This window comes from Bryobacter aggregatus MPL3 (assembly GCF_000702445.1).
GTDB lineage: Bacteria > Acidobacteriota > Terriglobia > Bryobacterales > Bryobacteraceae > Bryobacter > Bryobacter aggregatus.
The window spans coordinates 1,664,648-1,683,950 of record NZ_JNIF01000003.1; the positions used below are offsets into that span (position 1 = coordinate 1,664,648).

Here is a 19,303-nt window from a genome sequence, read left to right on the forward strand (position 1 = left end):
AACAAAAACGCTTGCCGCTATGGCTTGCGATTAAAACCCTGTGGCCGACTTCTGCAACACTCGGCTCCACGGCCCGTTTTCCTATCCCGTCCTGTACGCGAAGAAGGAGCGAAGATGTGGAAAACGACTTATCACTAGTGGAATGAGTCGATTAGGCTGTGGAGAAGTTTGTTCAAATCCTGGTCCTTATGGCGCAACTCGTCAATCTTGTGGATGGAGTGCAGCACGGTGGTATGGTGTTTGTTCCCAAGGGAACGGCCAATCTCAAGCAACGAAGCCGTGGTCAGCTCCTTGGCCAGATACATCGCAATCTGACGAGGATAGGCGATGCGGCGCTCATTCGACTTCTGCTTGAGCTGGCTGGGCACTAAATCAAAACGATCGGCGACGGCCTTCAGAATCGATTCGATGGATACCCGCTTCTCGCTGTTCTGGGTCAGGTGCTTGAGAAGCTGCTTGGACATCTCCAGCGTGATGGGGCTGCCCGTCACACTCGAATAGGCCATCAGCTTCACCAGAGCGCCTTCCAGCTCCCGGATGTTCGATTTCGTACGTGTAGCCAGGAAGATGCGCACGTCTTCCGGCAGGTTCATGCCTTCGTGCTCGGCCTTGTGGTCGAGAATCGCCATTTTCGTTTCGAGATCAGGCGGCTGGACGTCGACAATGAGACCCCACTCAAAACGGCTGCGCAGGCGTTCGACCAGCCCCGAAACTTCCTTGGGCGGTGAATCGGAGGAGATCACGATCTGCTTCTGGTTGTCGAACAGCTCGTTGAAGGTGTGGAAAAACTCTTCCTGGGTTCGTTCCTTGCCGCCGATGATCTGGATGTCATCGATCAACAGCACGTCGGCCGAGCGATAGAACTGGTGGAAGTAGCTCATCTTCTCCATGCGGATGCATTGGATCATCTGGTTCATGAACTTTTCGCTCGTGGTGTAGATGATCTTCATCCCCGGATGTTCATGGAGAAGGTTGCGGCCGATGGCGTGCATCAGATGGGTTTTTCCCATGCCCACTCCGCCATAGATGAACAGCGGGTTGTAGCTGCGGGAAGGGCGGGTGGCAACGGCATGCGCCGCGGCGTGGGCGAACTGATTGCAGGAACCGACAACAAAATTGTCGAAAGAAAACTTTGGATTCAGCGGAGCAACTGGTTGCGAGAACAGGTTCTCAATCGACTGCGGGGAATCAGTGTAGGCATGATTCATTTGCGCAGGCCGGTTGAAACTGGGGGCTGGCGGCGCAATCGGGGCGATCGCTTCAAGGTCATAGACAACGCGGCGATAGGGCAGGTTGAGATGGGCAATGGCTTGCTCCACCTGCAAAGAGTACTCGCGTTCCATCCACTCCCGCGTGGTTTCATTCGGAACAGAGACGTACAGAATGTCTCCATCCGTCCTGGCAAGCGTAGTCCGTACTACCCAATTCTCAAAGCTCTCTGCGCTTAGGGTCGCTGCCAGCGTCTGTTTTACTAATTCCCAGGCGTTCATGATTTCCGCAATTTCAAAGCGATACTACTCCGCGCAGACCAAAACACAAAAATCCCACAAGTTTTCCACATGCTGTGGAAAAGTCGGGGGACGAGCGATGTGAGTTGGAGAACTATTCGGCTCGAGAGAATCTCGAGGAGCAGAAGGCATTAGCCCGCTATTTGGCCTGCGATTACAGAGTCTAGCACAGATACTGAAGAGGGCAACCAAAAAACAATCAAAATATAAGTGCTTTGTTGTGAGGTATTTGGCAGCGTTTTTCAGGGGCTTCCGATAGTTGACAAATGGGTGTAGAACTTGATGCTGTCATCGGGTTTTCATCGTCTCAAACAGAGCATTTGACAAGCTGGGACTCTGTCGGCGATACTAAGATTTCGGCGCTTGTAACGCAGACGCCGGGCTCCTGTGCGGGAGTAACTCAGCTGGTAGAGTGCAACCTTGCCAAGGTTGATGTCGCGAGTTCGAATCTCGTCTCCCGCTCCAACACCCCTTTTCCTCTTTTCTCCCTCTCTATTTCTTCCAATCCCATTGTTTGAGATGCCGGATAAACGATGCCCGGATCGGAGTGGCCTGCCGTCCTTTCGCGAGCGCGTAGCCGATGCGGCGGACTGCTGTCGGCTCAAAAGGCACAAAGCGGCAATCCGTACGGCCTTCAGCGGCCCGGTCTGGTACCAGACTCAGCCCATACCCTTCCGCAACCAGACGCAGAATACTCTCGAGGTGATCACTCTCGAAGATCTGCTGGAATTGCGCCTTTGCCTTGGTGCAGGCGGTGAGAACATCTTCTCGCAGGCAATGGCCTTCTTTGAGTAGGAGCATGCGTTCAATGCCGAGGCGGCTTAAATCAATCTTGGTGCTGTTGGCCAGACAATGATCGAGAGGAACGGCGGCGAGCAGTGGTTCTCGAAAGAGTTCGCTGCAGACGATCTCCGCATGTTTGATGGGGAGTGCGAGGATGGCGACATCGATTTCTCCCCGACGCAGGTGCTCCACCAGATTCGCGGTGGTGCCTTCGCTGAGGATGACATTGGCTTTGGGGAAACGCTGCTGGAAATTTGAGATTGGTTTTACGAGCGCATAAGGAAGCACGGTCGGAATCACACCAACCTTCAAGTCACCACTGTCCTCGCCTTTGAGCGTTTCAATGGCGGCGCGCGCTTCATCCATCTGGAACAGGATGCGCTCGCTTTGTTCGACCAATTTTTCCCCGTAAGTGGTGAGCCGGACACTGCGGCCCAGGCGATCAAACAAAGAAACGCCCAACTCCCTCTCCAACTTGCGAATTTGCTGGGAGAGGGAGGGTTGAGCGATGCCTTCCTGATCGGCGGCACGGACAAAACTTCCGGTGCGTGCGACCGCGAGAAAATAGCGGAGCTGCTGAAATTCCATTGCTATCTCAACATCCTTACACCTTTAGCGGCCGTGTAACTTTGCAATCAGGCGATCGACAAGTGGCTGGTTGCCTTGCGCTTCGGCTAATTGGATGGCATCGTAGCCGCGTTGGTCGCGACGGCGAAGATCGGCGCCTTTTTCGAGCAGCAGATCGACGACATCGCTTTTGCCGGTGAGCGAGGCAAACATCAGAGCCGTGGCTCCGATTTTGTTCGTATCATTCACACGGGCGCCCTTGGCCAACAACTTCAGCACAATGCCTTTGTGGCCCTTGAAGCTGGCGGCCATCAAGGCGTTTGAGCCGGTCCAATCGGAATCGCCGACGCGGGCGCCGCGGCGGAGGAGTTCTTCCACCGCGGCCTCTGAACCTGCATAGCAGGCCAGAATCAGGGGCGAGAAGCCCTTATCGGTTGGGGCGTTGATATCGGCCCCAGCATCGAGCAGCGCGCGAATTTTGACAACGTCGTCAGCACGCGCTGCGTTCTGCAACTCTTCCGGTGTAGCGGCAAAAGCAGCAATGGCGAACAGTGTTAGGATTGCGATCCTCATTCTGCTGCCGCCTTCTGCACCTCGCTCAGGTTGAGGCCAAGAGCCTTCATCAGACGGGTGCCATAATCCTTATCGGCCTGGTAGAAGTAATTCACCATGCGGCTCAGCACCACCTTGTCGGTCACTTGGCTAAGGTCGCCGGCAAGATTCGAGATCAGGTTTGCGCGTTCGCTCTCGCTGAAGGAGCGGTAGAGCTCGCCAGCTTGTGCGAAGTTGTCGGTCTTGGCAATGGCCTGTTGCAGCGTGGTTCCGGAGAGAGGCTTTCTCGAGTAACGATACTTGTTGTCGTCGAGATACTCAGACTTGTTTGCATCGTTGCGATTCTGACGGCTGGGTTCGTAATTCACTTCGCCCGTGCGGCCTTGGTTACTGAAGGCTCCGTTCTGGATATTGGTCACGACCTTGACCGCCGGGCGGTTGATCGGCAGTTGCTGGAAGTTCGATCCAATGCGGTAGCGCTGCGTATCGAAGTAAGAGAAGAGACGGCCTTGCAGCAGGCGGTCTTCACTAGGCTCAATGCCGGGAACCAGATTGCCTGGAGAGAAAGCGCTCTGCTCGGTCTGCTCAAAGAAGTTCTCTGGCATGCGATTGAGAGTCATCGTTCCCAGCTTGGTCAATGGGGCAATGGCTTCGGGCCACAGCTTGGTGGCATCGAGAGGGTTAAAGGAGAAGTCGTTCAGACGCTCTGGCTTCAGAGTTTGGACATAGAGATCCCACTGCGGATAATTGCCCTTGCGAACATTCTCATAAAGGTCAGTGGTGAGATGGGCCCAATCCTTACCGACAACAGCTTCTGTCTCTTTTGCAGTCAGATTGCGATGGCCTTGCTTACTCTTCCAGGTGTACTTCACATAAGTGACATCGCCCGCGGCATTCACCCATTTGAAAGCGTGGACGCCGAAGCCATCCATCTCGCGATAACTGGCGGGAGTGCCCATGTCGGAATAGACAAAGGTGAGCATGTGCGTCGCTTCCGGTTGGTGACTGAAGAAGTCAAAGAAACGTTTTGGGCTTTGCTTGTTGTCGACGGGCGATGGCTTCAGCGAGTGCACCATGTCGGGAAACTTCAGCGCATCGCGAATGAAGAAGACAGGCAGGTTATTGCCCACCAGGTCGTAGTTGCCTTCTTCGGTGTAGAACTTGGTGGCGAAGCCGCGTGGATCGCGAGCCACTTCGGGAGAGCCCTGGCTATGAATGACGGTGGAGAAGCGGACAAAGACATTGGTCTTCTTCCCGGGCGCAGAGAGGAAGGCGGCCTTGGTTTGCGAGCTGAAATCACCGGCGCTGACGAATTCGCCGTGCGCACCTGTGCCTCGTGCATGGACCACGCGTTCTGGAATGCGTTCGCGATCGAAGTTGGCCAGCTTCTCGATCAGGTGGATGTCTTCGAGTACGACGGGCCCATCGGCGCCGGCGGTTTTGGAGTTCTGGTTATCGCCCACGGGGACTCCGCCGTTGGTGGTGAGCACGGGCTTTTGCGCGAGGCTCAGCACGGCAAACAGAGGGAGAGCAGTCAGGAGTTTCTTCATGGTGTGTCCTGACAGCCAGCCTATCGGCAGAACACAATTCAAACCAGACACATTTGCCTATCGCTCCGATAGGCAGAATTAGACGTAGTGCCGGGGGACCCGCGTTGAGATGCCGCAAAGAATGGAATAGGCAATGGTGCCGGCCTCGCGAGCCATCTGCCGGGCATCGATCGACACTTCGCCTTCACTGCCCAACAGGGTGACGGAATCTCCGGCATTGAGTTGCGGCGTGCCGGTCAGATCGACGGTGGTGACATCCATCGAGACCGCGCCAAGGATTCTGGCATACTTGCCGGCGGCGATCACCTGCCCGCGATTGCCCAGGCGATGGGGCAGGCCATCGGCATAGCCGACTCCGAGGATGCCGATCTTCATGGGCTTGTCAGCGACAAACTGCGCGCCATAGCCGACTGGCGCCCCAGCCGGAATCTCTTTGGTCAGCAGGATCTTTGCCTTCCAGGAGAGGGCGGGCACGACATCTAAAAGTTCTGTCGGCGCCTTGCCTTGGGGACGTGAGACAAAGCCATAGATCGCATAGCCTGGACGAGCCAGGTTGCCCCAGCTTTGGCGGAGGCCAAAGTGCAAGGGATTGGTGCTGGCCTGGTGGAGATAGTGGGGTCGGATGCCTGCTTCTTCGAGCGCCAGGCGAATGCCTTCAAAATACTGCTGCTGCGATTTGGTCTGCTCGCTCTCGAAGTTTGCCGAAGAAGCATAGTGCGTCATCAGGCCTTCGATCCGGGTGCCACGAACGGCGGCGATAATGGTCTCCGCACTTTCATTGGTGCCGAGACGGGCCATGCCGCTATCGATTTTGAGGTGATAAGAAACATCGGGGTGGAGGGTGGCAATCTCGCGGAGGTCATGGATCACCGGAGTCAGGCGCGCTTGGCTCCAGGCATTGGCGTCGCTATCGACACGGTCGGCCATGACGAGAATGCGGGTCCGGATGCCGGCATCCCGCAGCGCTTTGCCCTCTTCAATGTTGCTGACGGCGAGCCACTTTGCGCCTTCGCGCTCGAGCACCTGGGATACCGCAGTCGCCCCATGGCGGTAAGCATCGGCTTTGACAACCGGCATCGTTTCGATGCCCGAGCCCGCAGTGCGTTGGATCATCCGATAGTTCAACGCAATCCGGTCTAAAGAAACTTCTAACCACGTCCGCGGCATAAACCCTCAAACAGAGCTTCGTACTGATTCGTCACTACATCCCAACTGTAACGCTGGCGCACACACTCGATCGAGGCGGCACGCATCGCTTCGCGTTTTTCTTCCGGCATCTCAATCACTTGCTGCATTGCGTGGCTCAGCGTCTTTGGATCAAAGGCAATACCCACATCGCCCGCGACTTCGCGATTCTCCGGCGTATCGAGGTAGAGGATCAACGCGCCGCGGCCCATCGCTTCAATCAAGGCCGGATGCGTACCGCCCACCTCGGTGGCATGAACATAGGCGAAGCAATGCGATTGGAGAACCCGGTAACCTTCGCCGAAGATGGCGCCCGGGATCAGCACGCGCGGATCTTCGGTCGCACGAACGCGGGCAATGTAGTCGTGGGCATAAGGCGCATCGCCAATGAGAGCGAGCTTCAAACTTGTGCTGACTTTTTCAAAGCTCTCTCGCACCAGCAAGGGGTTATTCTCGGGTTCAAAGCGCGTCACGTACAGAAAGTATTGCCGCGGCTCCAGGCCGAGGATGGGTTTCCAGGCAACCGGTTCCGTTTCGGCGCCATAGGGAATGAAGGTGGATTCGGCGTGATAGGCTTCGCGATAGTAGCGTTCGATCTCGAGCGCATCGGTGATGATGCGAGTGGGGCAGAAAGTGGAAAGCCATTCGGATAGGTGATACCACTTCTTGGCAAGCGCGTTCCACTTCTTACGCTTGCGCTCGAGGCCATCGACATTGATCGCAACCGGCATGCCGAACAAGCGAGGCAGCCAGGTGTAGATCGCGTTTGCTCCGTTGCAATAGAGCACAACATCGACGGGGTGCGCGAGGAGGTGGGCGGTGGAGAAGCCGGTGTGGGCGAGGGTGTCGAAATACTTGTGGCGGATGGTGGGCAGATATTGCCGCTTGGCGCCGCGATAGAAACCTTCAGGTTCGCGCTCCCGGCAATAGACCGTTACGGAATGGCCGCGCTCGACCAGGCGCCAGGATAACTCTTCGGCGAAGGTCTCAAATCCACCATAGCGGCCAGGAATGCCGCGTGTGCCCAGAATCGCGATCCGCAACTTACAGTCTACGAGCTACGCGCTTCTTTAACCCGTGCCGCAACGCGGACGGTCTTGGGAGCCGGTTGGCTGACCGGTTGGAACTGGAACCAGTTCGCCAGGTATTCATCGCTGACCTTGCGGTTGGCCATGATGATCTTGCGCTTGGCCCGGACGCTCTTCCACTTCTTGGCCAACAGCCAGAAGGCCTTCAGCGAGGATCGTTCCTGCAACAAACAACAACCGACCACGACGATGTCTCGAAACGTGATCGGGATGAAATTGCGGAGGTAGAGATCGGGGGTCATGTTCTTCACTCGCATCAGGAAGCGATTCTTGACGGAGTGCATGTTGATAGCGGGAGAAAGAGAACGGCGGTTGCCAGGCAAAACCGTACGGACATGATAGCCGCGGGCATGCGGCGTATAAAGAGTCTTCCAGCCATAGAGCTGGGCGCGCCAGGCAACGTCGGCATCTTCGCGGTAGACAAAGAAGTCGGCGTCGAAGAATTCGTTGTAGATCGAAATATCGTCGATCATCTCGCGGCGGTACAGCGCAGCGGCGGCAGTGGCGCCGAAGACATATTCAAAATTCAGGTAATGGCCATTATCGACATCCTGGCTGCCGCGATCGAGATGGCGCAGCATCGGATTGAAGTAGATTCCGGTGGAATCGACCATCGACTTCTCCGGCAGATCGAAGGTGGCCATCATGGCCATCAGCTTGCCGCAGACGGTGCCAATTTGAGGGTCGCGATTGCCGGCATCGACGAGGCTCTGGATGAAGTTTGGCATCAACAGAACATCGGGATTGAGGGTGAGAATCCATTCGGCATTCGACATGTGAATGCACTGATTCTGGGCAGCGGCGAACCCAACATTTTCTTCGTTGGTGACTAAGCGGATGCGATCGGTGAACTGGTCGAGGATGTCGAGGGTGCCATCGGTGGAGCCGTTATCGACAACGATGATTTCCTTCAGTGTGTAGCGCTGCGCTAACACCGATTCCAAGCATCGTTTGATGAAACGTCCGCTGTTGTACGTAACGATTGTGACTGAGACTAAGCCGTTATGCATTGTCGATATGATCGGGGCCTTCCACCTGCCGGCCTGGCCGGAGGGTATCAACCCGGCCCTTGATGAGACTCACCAATGCCAGTCGCAGAACGCTGACATAGACGCCGGGAGTGCGGGCACTCTCGGGCCGGAAAATAATCCTAGAAAACATCTTCAGGACGGACGCAGCGGCTACAGCCAAACCAACCAAACACCGGGAACACCACCCAAAACGCTTGGCGGCGTACCTTAGAAGGCTACCATACCATGTTAACTCTTTAAAGGACCACTCAATTTTCCGGATGCTGCGCCCGCCGGCATGTTTTGCCTGGGCTAAAGGAGTGTAGCGAATGGAGAAGCCATGGTCCAGCAGCCGCGCACAGAAGTCGACATCTTCAAACCAGACCGGCCAGAACTGCTCATCCATGCCGCCGAGACGCTCGAAGATGTCGCGCTTGACCATCAGAAAGGCGCCGGGAGGCTGTTCGACCTCCTGCGCTTTTGAGGCGTCAAAGCCCGCGCAGCGATAGCGCCGGTTCACCGGATTGCCCGGAAAGAGCCGGTTGAAACCGAGGGTTTCAAAGATCAACGTGGCGGGAGTGGGCAGACGCCGGATAGCAAAGCCGCTTTGCAGCGCGCCATCCAATCCAGACAACATGCCGCCTGCCGCTCCCCCACCCGCCGCCGCCGCCATTTCTGACAGACCTCCTTGGACGACGGTATCGGGATTGAGAATCAGTGCAAACTCACTTGCAAGCGCCATCACCCCGCGATTTACTCCTCCGCTGAAGCCTAGATTCTCGGGGTAGTAGAGGAGTTTCACCTGCGGATAGGAGGCGGCAATATTTCTGGTATTGTCTGTTGATCCGTTATCGACCACCACGATCTCGCGCAATCCGGCCCTGTCGAGCGCTTCGATGCAGGCGGCGATTTCGTCGGCGGAATTCCAGGTGACAATGACGGCGCCGATGCTGGCGCTCATGTGAGCATCCAGTAGCAGCGCCAGAAGCGGTCGCTGCCGGTTGCGGCGTCAGAGGCGAAGATCTCGCTTTCCAATCGCGACAGTAGAGCCGTCGAATCGGCTTCGTTTTTGAAGTTCCGAATTCCTTCGAGTTTGCCTTCGAGCCAAGGGAGAAAGCAGCCATGGCGCGCCGCGGCAAAACCCCAAAGTCCTTGGCCGACTATCACTTTCCACCAATCGCCGCCGTGCCTGGCGACGAGTTTCAGTTGGTTGCGCGAAGTGAGTTGCACCTGGCGGGGGTGCCAGGCGCCGAGCGTCGAACTACCCCGGTGCCAGGCGACCGCCGCCGGTTCATAGATGCCGCGCAGCCCGAGTTTGCTGCCGCGCAAGCCGATATCGACATCTTCAAGATAACTTTCAAAGCTGAGGTCGAGCCCGCCGGTGGCCTCCCAGTACTCCCGGTTGAGGAGGATCGCCGTCCAGGGGGCGAGATCGATCGAGCGGCCGCGATTCCAATAGGCGCTATCCCGTTTGCCCGCTCCAGCGCGCATCGGCACCCCGCTGAGGCTGGCCAGATCCCAGGTGGCATCGATCCGCTCCGGGTGTTGCCATTGCAGGACTTTGCCGACGGCGAAGCTGGCATCGACGCGGGCGAGGCACTCGAGCCAGTCCGGCGCGAGGCGAATGTCGTTGTTGAGAATTGCGATCCGGTGGGCGGTTGACGCTTCGATGCCGGCGTGGACGGCTGCGGCAAAGCCCAGATTTTTGCCGAGGTCGAGCCAGGTGGCGCCATATTCTGCAGCAACTTCGCGCGAACCGTCTTCTGACGCACCATCGACGAGAATCACTGCAGTGGGCTGGAGAGTCTGCGCGGCAAGACTCGGCAACAATTGCGCCAGATGCTCCCGCCCGCGCCAGGTGGGAACGACTACGTGAATCGCTTCTTCAGAAGAAACCATAGGTTGTAGAAGCCATCCCGCCACGGGTTTAGCTTAATTTCCCCGAGCCGCGACGTATAGTGAATCGAGAGTTCGGCAAAACGAACATTCTCTGCCTTGATCGCCTCGATTTTTATTTCTTCCGAAAACGCCATTCCGTCGCTTTCGAGCGTCATTTGAGAGAGGATGCTTCTGCGGAAGACCCACATGCCGCTTTGTGAGTCGCTCACCCAGCGAAAATAAAGGATGCTCATCGCAATCGACAGGATGAAGTTGCCGATCTTATGCTTGAAGCTCATCGCCTCCGGGTCTCGCACCGGGAAGCGCGAGGCGTTGAGGAAATCGACGTCCAAATGACGGAAGGCTTCGAGCAGATAAGAGATGGCGTCGGGAGGATAGCTATGGTCCCCGTCGAGGGTGACGATAATGTCACCGGTGGCAAAGGCAAAGCCCTTCTTATAAGCACGCCCGTAGCCGCGGGCATCTTCGCGAATGACACGCGCGCCGAAGCGGGCCGCCACCTCACTGGTGCGGTCTGTGGATCCGTTGTCCACCACGATCACTTCATCGACCAGGGGCGGCATACGCAGCAGAACCTGCTCGATTCCCTGCTCTTCATTGAGGCAGGGCATGATGACGGTGATGCGTTGGTTGTTATACATCAGAAAAGGAAATTCCAGAATGCCATGCGCACTCTAGCTCTACTAGTCTCTACTACACTGACGGCCGTGATCGGCCTGGCCCAGGGCAATGCCGAATTGAGCCAGGTGCAAACCGTGTACCTCATGCCGATGGCGAATGGCTTTGACCAATATCTCGCGAATCGCCTGCGCAATGGGGTGAACCAGATTCGCATCGTGACCGACCCTTCCAAGGCCGATGCTGTTTTTACCGATCGCATCGGGACCAGCTTTGAGGCGAAGCTCGAAGAAATGGAAGAGGCGGCCAAAGAAAAAGTGGCTGCTGTCGCGCCGGTGACTTCGCCGCTCCCACAGGACATCCCACACAATGCGGGTCCGGTGGGCGACACGCCGTCCGCAGGCTTCAAGTTTGCCCCAAAGATTTCGTCCAGCGCCGGCCGTGGCCGTGGGACGTACTTCCTGGTAGACCGCCGCTCGCGTCTGGTGCTCTGGTCGACATACAAGGCATCAAAAGACATGCAGCCGAAGACGCTGAATGGGACCGCGGGCAAGATTGCTGAGGAGCTGGAACGAGACTTCATCGGCAAGAAGTAATTGCCTTCTCTGCCAGACGGCGCCGGTACTCTGCCGCCAGCCGCGCAATCACCAGTTCGGAATCCCACTCCTGACTGACATATTGATGAGCGCGGTTGGCCATGGCCGTGGCTTGGGTCCGGTCGCCTAATAAGGCTTCGAGACCATCGGCAAACTCCTCCGCCGTAGTCGCCAGACGGCAATGCTCTCCGTCCACCTCGGACAACCCTTCCGCTCCCACCCTCGTTGACACCACCGGAATGCCCGAAGCAAAGGCTTCGAGCAACTTCACACGAATTCCACTCCCAGCCAGAATCGGACAGATGAACACCGGTGCGCTTGCCATCTCGCTGGCAATGCTTTCCCGGTAGCCCGGCAATTCGAGAATGCCTTCCGAATTGGCAAAGGCGTAAGTGGGTGGCGGTTCCATGCCAATGGCAAGCACTTTGAAATCGACATTGCGCTGCTTGAGGATCGGAACGACGGCATCGAAGAACCACTGCAACGCTTCGAGATTCGGCAGATGCCGGAAGCCACCGACAAACAGCACCGTGTTGCCGTTGCGCGCTTCGAGATTCGCTTGAAACTTCTTTACCGGAATCGAAGCACGCAAGCCATCCCGCAGGCGCGGCGCAAGGCTCGGCTTCAAGCTTTGCACGTAGTCGAGATTGGCTCCGGTACACACCTCGATCAGGTCGCAGCGATCCAGCATCTTCATTTCCCAATGCATCGCTTTCAGATACTCGATGCTGGCGGGGATGCGCCACAGCAGACTTGGGTTGGTGGCAATCTGCCGCGAGATCGACTGGAAGTAGATGTCGTGCTCAAAGATGGCACAGAGCAGCCGCTGGAAATCGCAAGCGTATTGGCCGAGATTGGTGTACTCGAGCTGCAGCACGTCGATCTTGCGATCAAGGATCGTGCGATGGATCATCCACTCCAGGTCTTCGTTGGCAAACTCTTCCACCGCGCTGGGCGTCAGGCTGAAAGGCGCCGCCGGCTTGCCGGTCATGCGGACCAGAAACTGCATGCTGGCCGTGAAATCTTCGAGCTCTTCATGCGCGTAGCGTTCCCATTCCTCATCGACCAAGGCGATGAGATGCACTTCGGCATGCTTGCTCAACTCGCGTACGGCGAGCTGCATGAAGACCGCGCCGCCGTGCGAAGCGGGCGCGAGGCCATAAGGGGAGACCATCAACACGCGTGGCTTTTGAGGAGGGGCGGGGGCGATGGGCTCAAAGCGATCGCGATAGTAACCGCCCATCGGACGGCGCATTGCTTCCTTGTCATCGACATCGGCCAGGCAGCGTGCGCGCCAGCGCGCTTTTGCCGCACCGAAAATTTGCAGTGCAGCGCGAAAGAGACTGGGGAAGTTCGCGCGACCCGGCCGGTCGCCAAACAGAAGGCTGATCCAGGCCGAGGCATAAGACGAGGCAAAGTGCTCGAGTAACATCGACGGGGCATGGATATTTTTCCAGGCGAACAAAACATAATTCTTGAGCACAATCGACTGGATGTATTCGCGTGAAAACTTCTTGCCGATGGTGCCGCGATGTTCGTGCCACACTTTGCTCTGCGGTTGATACAGAACCCGCCAACCACGCTTCCAGGCTAAATAACCAAGGTCGGTATCTTCGAGATAAAAGGGTCGCAGCAATTCATCGAAGCCGCCTAACTCCAAAAACTTGTTGCGATCAAAGGCGCAAGAACCACCGCCGCCATAGAAGCAGGGGAAGAGATCGGTCACCTGTTCATCAATGCGATGGCGCAGTTGTAAGAAGCCGCGTTTCCAATGCGCCTGTGTGAGTCCGGTCTCTTCGCGTAACTTATTCGGGTCTGAGAAGAAGATCTGGCAGGAGACCGCAAAGACATCCGCATCGGCAAAGCCTTTTAACAGCGGAGCAAGAAAGTCACGATCGACGCGCATATCGCTGTTGAGTAATACAACGACATCATTCTTTGCTTCGCGAAAGCCGCGATTCGATCCGCCGCCAAAGCCAAGATTCTTTTTCAGTGCGACTAACTTCACACTGGGGAAATGAGCTCTGACAAATGCGGCGCTGCCATCTTCACTGCCGTTGTCGACTACGATGACTTCGTTGTCCGGATGTCCAGACATTGCATCGACCACGCTGGGCAGATACTTCTCGAGAAGATCTTTGCCATTCCAATTCGGAATCACGACACTCGCTGATTTTTGATTGGCCTTCTGATTGGGTGGTAACTTCTTTTCACCAAGCGCATGCCAGAGCAGATCGACAAGCCAGAGCGTGACCAGTTCCACAAGGAGGAAGAGCGGACTCAGAAGAACAATCGGGAGTTGCCGCAAAACCCGCTTTAGCAAAATCATGAAAACTTCGGCCCGAGTCCGAATGCCTTCCCCATTCGGATCCAACGCGAGGCTTCCACCGCGGCAAGCTTTGCTTCTGCTTCCTGCCGCTTTGTCTGTTCTGCCATGGCTCTTGCTTCTGCGCTATCGATTTGAGCGTGGGCTTGGCGCAACTCTTCATCGAGCTTCTGCACATGAGCGGCGATCGAGGCAAGCTGCGCGTTCAATTTGGATTCGTTCTCGCGAGACCAGTTCACGTGCTTGGCGATCTCCGCCTCATAGCCGCTGATGATCGAGAGCGCCTCTTGCTTGTGCTGGTCCATTTCTGATTCCAGCCGCTCGATCTCCTTGGACGCCTGATCCACGCGTGCGTTCTGTTCGAGTGCCCACTGGTTCTTCGCCTCGATCTCTGTCTTGAGATTGCGGAACTGATCGACGAGCAACTGATGCTTCTCAGTTGTCTGCGCGAGCCACTCATTCTTGGTTTGGAGCTCGGCTTCGAGCCGCTCGATGTGGTGTTCGCGTTCGCGCAGGACATTTGCCGCAGTGGGCACATACACGTACGAAGGCCCCCCGATCATGGGTGTCGAGGCGCAAACGGCGACAAAGAAGTGTGCCTCGTCAGGGTTGGGAGTGGATGCCTCGAGACGCAACTCCGTGCCGGACTTTCCTTCGATCGGCAAGAATACAAGACCGCTCGCATGGTTCTGGACAAAGAAAGCCTGGTGGGGGAAGTACTCGCTCAGAGCACTTCGAAATTCTTCAAACTCAAACTCGTGTTCATGAAACGGATTCGGCCCATTGCGTTTTCGGCTCTCGGCATAGAACTTGATGTTCGGAGTAGAGACAATGAACTGGCCGCCAGGGGCCAGCACGCGGCGGACTTCACTCAGCAGCTTGCGATAGTCGGTGAGATGTTCAATCACCTCAAAGCAGACACCCAACTCGAAGATCCCGTCGGCAAAGGGGAGGGCTTCGAGCGAAGCAACATCGAACTGCAGATTGGGGCGCACATAATTCTTGCGTGCTTCTGTCACGGCTTCGGGATCGACATCGACGCCAATCACACTTGCCGCATTGGCCGCCAATTCGGCGGAGCCATAACCGGCGCCGCAGCCTAGATCGATCACCCGCTTGCCGCGCGCCAGACGTGACGCAAACAAATAACGGGAAAGATGTTCGTTCCAAAGGTCGATATCGACCTTGCCCGGGATCACCCGCTCACCGGTAAACTCAGCCACGGAGCACCTCAACTTCGCTCGTCTGCATCAGGCGGGCATTCACTTCCACGCGGCAGGGCAGGTGGAGGTAGCCATAAATTTGACCCTCGCTATGGCCCATCTGGAGGATCATCGCGTTGTCAATCCAGTCACACATCTTGTAGTGGGTGAGGCTTCCGTCGGCAATGGCAGGCGAGAACGAGAAGTGCGATGGATAGAGGGCCGGAATCTCGAGATGAAAATCCACCGTGATCGTGTCGCCCGGCGCCATCGGTGGCAATTCGTGCCCCTCGCGAATCGTATTGGTGCCAGCAAAGTCCAAGCCCATATGATTGCGCATCATGAAGCCAATGTTCGGGAGATCAATGCGTTCGTTGGCACGGGCACTGATGCGTAAGATGGCCTTCGTGTTGGGTTCCAACATGAGAGCCGTTTCGCCGGTCTCACGCAGCACGGCGATGCCGATGATTTGCGCGCGGCCGTCGCCATGGCGGTGATCGACATTCGGAACCGCGGTGACGACTTCCGGCGCCATGCCCGCCGTGCTTTCGCGATTGGCGCGATGTTCGGCGTAGTGCTCGACGAAGTCGGAATCCTTTTCACTCATTGCAGCCAAGTACTTTGCGACAACAAGTTCTGTTGAACCCAGCTCGCGGATGCGGCCATGGTCGAGCCACATCACCCGATCGCCGATTGCCTTCACATCGCCCATCGCATGGCTCACAAAAAGAATCGTCACGCCGCGTTGCCGCAGTTCATGCACTTTGCGCAAACAGCGTTGGCGGAAGTAGACGTCCCCGACTGCGAGTGCTTCATCGACGAGCAGAATTTCCGGATCGACATGAATGGCAACCGAGAAGGCGAGCCGCACCGTCATGCCGCTCGAATAGGTTTTGACCGGTTGATCGAGGAAGTCACCAATCTCAGCGAACTCTTCGATCGACTGGAAGCGGCGGTCTGTTTCCTCGCGAGAGAGTCCAAGAATGGCGGCGTTCAAATAAACATTATCGCGGCCACTGAACTCTGGATTAAAACCGCTGCCCAACTCAAGGAGGGCAGCCACCCGGCCTCGCACTTTTGCTGTGCCGCCGCTTGGTTGCAGGATGCCTGCGATGATCTGCAGCAGCGTGCTCTTGCCAGACCCGTTTTCGCCGATGATGCAGAAGGTTTCTCCTGCCCGGACGGAGAAGGTGATTCCTTCTAAAGCATTGAAAATACGGTGTTTCTTCACCGTATTGAGGGTCATCAGTTCCACCAGACGGTCGGATGGCGCCTCGTAGATCGCATAGCTCTTGGATACGTTCTCGAACGCAATGACGGGCGTGGTCGTCGATGTTGCTTCCGCGGTTTCCACAGATTAAATTCGTTGTCTTTCCTTTTAGTTTGACAAGCAAGGCGCTTGCCGGATAGCCTGAAGAAAGGGCCTGTTTCGCAGGCCGCTTGCCGGCGTAGCTCAGAGGTAGAGCGAGGGTCTCATAATCCCTAGGTCGGAGGTTCGAGTCCTCCCGCCGGCACCATCCGCTACCAATCTAATTCTCGCCTACCAACTGCTGGTAGATCCGGTCCAGTTCATCGGGCGAGTAATATTCGATTTCAATTCTGCCGCGCTTTTCGTTCTTCGGCAAAATTCTCACGCGAGTTCCCAGCACCCGTTGCACTTCTTCCTCGGCCGCTTTGACGTTCGGGTCGATGTGCACTTTCTTTTCTTCCTTGATCGGCGCGGGCTGCGTCATGCTTTGCACGAGGGCTTCGGTGGCGCGCACGGAGAGTCCTTGCGACACCACTTTTTCGGCCACACTCTTTTGCAGTTCTTCGGTGGGCAATGCCAGCAGTGCGCGGGCGTGACCCATCGAAATGCGACTCTCGCTCAACAGCGTTTGGATCTCGACAGGCAGACGTAACAGGCGCAGGAAGTTGGTGATCGTCGTGCGATCCTTTCCGGTGCGGCGGCCAATCTCTTCGTGGGTGAGATTCAGTTCACGGCTCAGGCGATCAAAGGCAACCGCGGTTTCAATCGCATTGAGATCGTCGCGCTGGATGTTTTCGATCAGGGCAAGCGTGAGAATGTTCTCGTCGGCGATGTCCTGGATGACGACGGGAACCGTGGTGAGCCCGGCCATGCGGGCTGCACGCCAGCGCCGTTCGCCGGCCACAATCTCGTAGTCGTCTCCGAGCCTGCGCACGAGGATCGGCTGGATGATGCCGTTCACCTTGATGCTCTCGGAGAGTTCGTACAGTTTTTCGGGGCTGAAGAAACTGCGCGGTTGTCTCGCGTTGGCGATGACCGAATCGAGGGGCAATTGCATCCATCCGGTGGATGCTTCTGGTGCCACTGCGGGAGCAGCGGCCACTGCCGCGGGCGCGGCGCTGGGTGTGTTCGGACGGCTCGGCAGCAATGCCGAGAGGCCCTTACCCAATACTCTGCGCGGATCGTGCGGCTTGTTCATTGGCCATGATCTCCTTTGCCAGTTTAATGTAGCTCTCGGCGCCTTTCGAGCGGACGTCATACGAGATCACCGGCTTGCCAAAGCTCGGTGCTTCCGCCAGGCGAATGCTGCGCGGGATTACGGTCTCAAACACCTGATTGCCAAAGAACTCGCGCAAGTCATTGGCCACCTGCCGGGTGAGGTTGGTGCGATCGTCGAACATCGTCAGCAGAACGCCTTCAATAGGCAGCTCATGCTGGAAGGCTTCGCGAATGCGTTGGATGGTGTCGATCAACTGCGAAACCCCTTCGAGGGCGAAGAATTCGCACTGGATGGGGACGATCAGAGAATCGGCTGCGATGAGAGCGTTCAGATTCAACAGATCGAGGGCAGGGGGGCAGTCGAGCAGGATGTAGTGGTAATCGGCGCGGACGAGATTCAGAGCGGTCTGAAGGCGGAAGGCGCGTTCGTCTTCGTCGACAAGATCGATGTTGGCGGCGACAAGGTTTTTGTCGGCGGGGATGAGATAGAGGCCATCGAAGTCGGTGGCGACTGCGGCTTCACTCGCGGTGCAGTTGCTGGCCAGGACATCGTAGCAGGTGAACTTCAGACCCTCTTTGGCCACTCCCACACCAGTAGTAGCGTTACCTTGGGGATCACAGTCAACTAATAGTACCTTGAGCTCATTGAGAGCCATGGACGCTGCCAGATTGATGGCCGTCGTCGTTTTCCCGACCCCACCCTTTTGGTTGGTGATCGCAATGATTTTTCCCACGGGCATATCTTAGCACTGTATGAGTGAGCTAGCTTCTTTGCTTTCAGTCAGGTAGGAAAGAGGGCAGGGGAGCGAGGGTTTCACGTGGAACGAAGCCGATCGGCGAAGAAGCGGGCAACTTTCGGTCCGATCTCTCCTGCAGCGCATTCAAGTTCTGCAGGCGGGAGAAACACTCTGGCGACTCCGAGTTGGGGTGACGGTCCGGCTGCTGGAGCAGAGAAGGGGCACTCCCTATGTTTCACGTGGAACGCGGCCTGCTTGGCCTCGCTGTCCTGAAAGGAGAGATTTTTCTGTGCGAGAATGCGTGCTCCAGAGAGGAAATGGCATGTTTCACGTGGAACAGCGCGGATTGCCACTCTCGACGACCTTCGGAATCAAGGCAGAGGTGTTGGATTCTGCTCGAAGAGCGGATTTTCCCCCTCTTCAGTCCTCAGATGGGTTGTTTTGAGGACCGAAGGAATCATTTTTTCGCGAGAACAACCTTCTGTGCAGCCAGCGGAACTCATTTCAACTCTGGAATGAGAAGCAGAAGCAAATGTTTCACGTGGAACTACTGCTGAAACCCCATGGAAGACGCATGTTTGGGGCTGGAGTTCCGGTTTTCGGTGGCTCGGAGGTCAAAATGGCACGAATCTCCTGGATGGTGCTGTGTTGTGGTTCCACGTGGAACCCATGCCTTCGCTTCCGATCCTTCTCCTCGATCGAGTGTTTCACGTGGAACAAGGGCGGAATCCCCTACCAAACTTGGTTGTGCGGTCCCTGTAGGTTTTCGTGCTCGGATTTTTTTGGAGAATCCGGTATTCAGTGTTCCACGTGACACATCCCACAGGTTTCGAGGGCTGGTTCGGCCGGGTGATGGTTTCACGTGGAACTTGTGGTGTCGTTATTCCCTCGTTTGATTGGATAGCTGAGATTTACCTGCTCATCGGGGATCTGTGGCAGCGATGGGATGTTTCACGTGGAACAACGAAGAAATGTGCGGTGAGAGGCTCAGTTTTGGGGGAGAAAGCGTGTTTGGGGGCTCTAGGAGCCCCAAAGAACCTCTTTTCCCAATTTGAGCCGAAGCTTGAGGGCTAACGGAGGATGGCTCTGAGGGATGATGTTTCACGTGGAACAGATGAGATCACCCCCTCGGGTAGAGTGCTTGGGCGAGATTGTTGCTCCTTTAGGCTGTGGCCGTATGGTTCCACGTGGAACCATACCTTTGTTTCGCGCTGA

General features: G+C 56.6%; 16 protein-coding genes and 2 tRNA genes. 3 read left to right on the plus strand and 15 right to left on the minus strand.

The features are described from left to right. Window positions 1-134: 134 nt before the first annotated feature. Window positions 135-1,490: a chromosomal replication initiator protein DnaA gene (gene dnaA / locus M017_RS0107960; RefSeq protein WP_031497156.1), complete on the minus strand. Its 1,356-nt coding sequence runs from the start codon at window positions 1,488-1,490 to the stop codon at window positions 135-137. Window positions 1,491-1,897: 407 nt separating this feature from the next. On the opposite strand from dnaA, the gene M017_RS0107965 reads away from it, so the two are divergent. Next, window positions 1,898-1,973 (plus strand) — tRNA-Gly (locus M017_RS0107965). A 27-nt stretch (window positions 1,974-2,000) separates the two neighbouring features. On the opposite strand, the gene M017_RS0107970 is transcribed toward M017_RS0107965, so the two are convergent. From M017_RS0107970 to M017_RS0108010, 9 genes are all read right to left on the minus strand, one after another. After that, window positions 2,001-2,879, minus strand: coding sequence for a LysR family transcriptional regulator (locus M017_RS0107970; protein WP_031497157.1), 879 nt, complete (start codon window positions 2,877-2,879; stop codon window positions 2,001-2,003). Between the two features lie 24 nt (window positions 2,880-2,903). Beyond that, a complete protein-coding gene (locus M017_RS0107975) occupies window positions 2,904-3,431 on the minus strand; it encodes an ankyrin repeat domain-containing protein (RefSeq protein ID WP_051669625.1) in 528 nt (175 codons plus the stop codon). Then, a complete protein-coding gene (locus M017_RS0107980) occupies window positions 3,428-4,960 on the minus strand; it encodes a catalase (protein WP_035957730.1) in 1,533 nt (510 codons plus the stop codon). The genes M017_RS0107975 and M017_RS0107980 overlap by 4 nt, the downstream gene beginning before the upstream one ends. Before the next feature lie 78 nt (window positions 4,961-5,038). Further along, a complete protein-coding gene (gene alr, locus M017_RS0107985; protein WP_031497162.1) occupies window positions 5,039-6,127 on the minus strand; it encodes an alanine racemase in 1,089 nt (362 codons plus the stop codon). After that, window positions 6,109-7,188, minus strand: coding sequence for a DUF1972 domain-containing protein (locus M017_RS0107990; RefSeq protein WP_031497164.1), 1,080 nt, complete (start codon window positions 7,186-7,188; stop codon window positions 6,109-6,111). The genes alr and M017_RS0107990 overlap by 19 nt, the downstream gene beginning before the upstream one ends. A gap of 8 nt (window positions 7,189-7,196) precedes the next feature. Further along, window positions 7,197-8,243: a glycosyltransferase family 2 protein gene (locus tag M017_RS0107995; protein ID WP_031497166.1), complete on the minus strand. Its 1,047-nt coding sequence runs from the start codon at window positions 8,241-8,243 to the stop codon at window positions 7,197-7,199. Next, window positions 8,236-9,204: a glycosyltransferase family 2 protein gene (locus M017_RS0108000; RefSeq protein WP_031497167.1), complete on the minus strand. Its 969-nt coding sequence runs from the start codon at window positions 9,202-9,204 to the stop codon at window positions 8,236-8,238. The genes M017_RS0107995 and M017_RS0108000 overlap by 8 nt, the downstream gene beginning before the upstream one ends. Then, window positions 9,201-10,142, minus strand: a complete 942-nt coding sequence (locus M017_RS0108005; RefSeq protein WP_031497168.1) for a glycosyltransferase family 2 protein — start codon at window positions 10,140-10,142, stop codon at window positions 9,201-9,203. The genes M017_RS0108000 and M017_RS0108005 overlap by 4 nt, the downstream gene beginning before the upstream one ends. Further along, on the minus strand, window positions 10,112-10,783 hold the full coding sequence (locus tag M017_RS0108010; RefSeq protein ID WP_031497170.1) for a glycosyltransferase family 2 protein: 672 nt from the start codon (window positions 10,781-10,783) through the stop codon (window positions 10,112-10,114). The genes M017_RS0108005 and M017_RS0108010 overlap by 31 nt, the downstream gene beginning before the upstream one ends. Before the next feature lie 24 nt (window positions 10,784-10,807). Here M017_RS0108010 and M017_RS0108015 point away from each other — a divergent pair, with 24 nt between their 5' ends. After that, a complete protein-coding gene (locus M017_RS0108015) occupies window positions 10,808-11,356 on the plus strand; it encodes an LPS-assembly lipoprotein LptE (RefSeq protein WP_031497172.1) in 549 nt (182 codons plus the stop codon). On the opposite strand, the gene M017_RS0108020 is transcribed toward M017_RS0108015, so the two are convergent. The 3 genes from M017_RS0108020 to M017_RS0108030 are packed head-to-tail and all read right to left on the minus strand — an operon-like array spanning window position 11,340 to window position 16,238. After that, window positions 11,340-13,685 carry a glycosyltransferase gene (locus M017_RS0108020; protein WP_031497174.1) on the minus strand — a complete coding sequence of 782 codons (2,346 nt, stop codon included), beginning with the start codon at window positions 13,683-13,685 and terminating at the stop codon, window positions 11,340-11,342. The genes M017_RS0108015 and M017_RS0108020 overlap by 17 nt on opposite strands. Then, the gene (locus tag M017_RS27505) at window positions 13,682-14,905 is read right to left on the minus strand and encodes a class I SAM-dependent methyltransferase (protein WP_051669627.1); all 1,224 of its coding nucleotides are present in this window, start codon (window positions 14,903-14,905) and stop codon (window positions 13,682-13,684) included. Before M017_RS27505 ends, M017_RS0108020 begins: the two co-directional genes overlap by 4 nt. Further along, complete coding sequence (locus tag M017_RS0108030) at window positions 14,898-16,238, minus strand: ABC transporter ATP-binding protein (RefSeq protein ID WP_051669629.1); 1,341 nt, start codon at window positions 16,236-16,238, stop codon at window positions 14,898-14,900. Before M017_RS0108030 ends, M017_RS27505 begins: the two co-directional genes overlap by 8 nt. Before the next feature lie 88 nt (window positions 16,239-16,326). Between M017_RS0108030 and M017_RS0108035 the strand changes: the two genes are divergently transcribed. After that, window positions 16,327-16,401 (plus strand) — tRNA-Met (locus M017_RS0108035). 12 nt (window positions 16,402-16,413) lie between these two features. Here M017_RS0108035 and M017_RS0108040 read toward each other — a convergent pair. Both M017_RS0108040 and M017_RS0108045 read right to left on the minus strand, forming a co-directional pair. Beyond that, on the minus strand, window positions 16,414-17,331 hold the full coding sequence (locus M017_RS0108040) for a ParB/RepB/Spo0J family partition protein (protein WP_031497178.1): 918 nt from the start codon (window positions 17,329-17,331) through the stop codon (window positions 16,414-16,416). Beyond that, window positions 17,294-18,085, minus strand: coding sequence for a ParA family protein (locus M017_RS0108045; protein ID WP_031497179.1), 792 nt, complete (start codon window positions 18,083-18,085; stop codon window positions 17,294-17,296). The genes M017_RS0108040 and M017_RS0108045 overlap by 38 nt, the downstream gene beginning before the upstream one ends. Window positions 18,086-19,303 lie beyond the last annotated feature (1,218 nt).

Coding starts and splice junctions, on each gene's coding strand:
- dnaA (WP_031497156.1), bottom strand. CDS start 1,490: ATGAACGCCTGGGAATTAGTAAAACAGACGCTGGCAGCGACCCTAAGC.
- M017_RS0107970 (WP_031497157.1), bottom strand. CDS start 2,879: ATGGAATTTCAGCAGCTCCGCTATTTTCTCGCGGTCGCACGCACCGGA.
- M017_RS0107975 (WP_051669625.1), bottom strand. CDS start 3,431: ATGAGGATCGCAATCCTAACACTGTTCGCCATTGCTGCTTTTGCCGCT.
- M017_RS0107980 (WP_035957730.1), bottom strand. CDS start 4,960: ATGAAGAAACTCCTGACTGCTCTCCCTCTGTTTGCCGTGCTGAGCCTC.
- alr (WP_031497162.1), bottom strand. CDS start 6,127: ATGCCGCGGACGTGGTTAGAAGTTTCTTTAGACCGGATTGCGTTGAAC.
- M017_RS0107995 (WP_031497166.1), bottom strand. CDS start 8,243: ATGCATAACGGCTTAGTCTCAGTCACAATCGTTACGTACAACAGCGGA.
- M017_RS0108000 (WP_031497167.1), bottom strand. CDS start 9,204: ATGAGCGCCAGCATCGGCGCCGTCATTGTCACCTGGAATTCCGCCGAC.
- M017_RS0108005 (WP_031497168.1), bottom strand. CDS start 10,142: ATGGTTTCTTCTGAAGAAGCGATTCACGTAGTCGTTCCCACCTGGCGC.
- M017_RS0108010 (WP_031497170.1), bottom strand. CDS start 10,783: ATGTATAACAACCAACGCATCACCGTCATCATGCCCTGCCTCAATGAA.
- M017_RS0108015 (WP_031497172.1), top strand. CDS start 10,808: ATGCGCACTCTAGCTCTACTAGTCTCTACTACACTGACGGCCGTGATC.
- M017_RS0108020 (WP_031497174.1), bottom strand. CDS start 13,685: ATGATTTTGCTAAAGCGGGTTTTGCGGCAACTCCCGATTGTTCTTCTG.
- M017_RS0108040 (WP_031497178.1), bottom strand. CDS start 17,331: ATGAACAAGCCGCACGATCCGCGCAGAGTATTGGGTAAGGGCCTCTCG.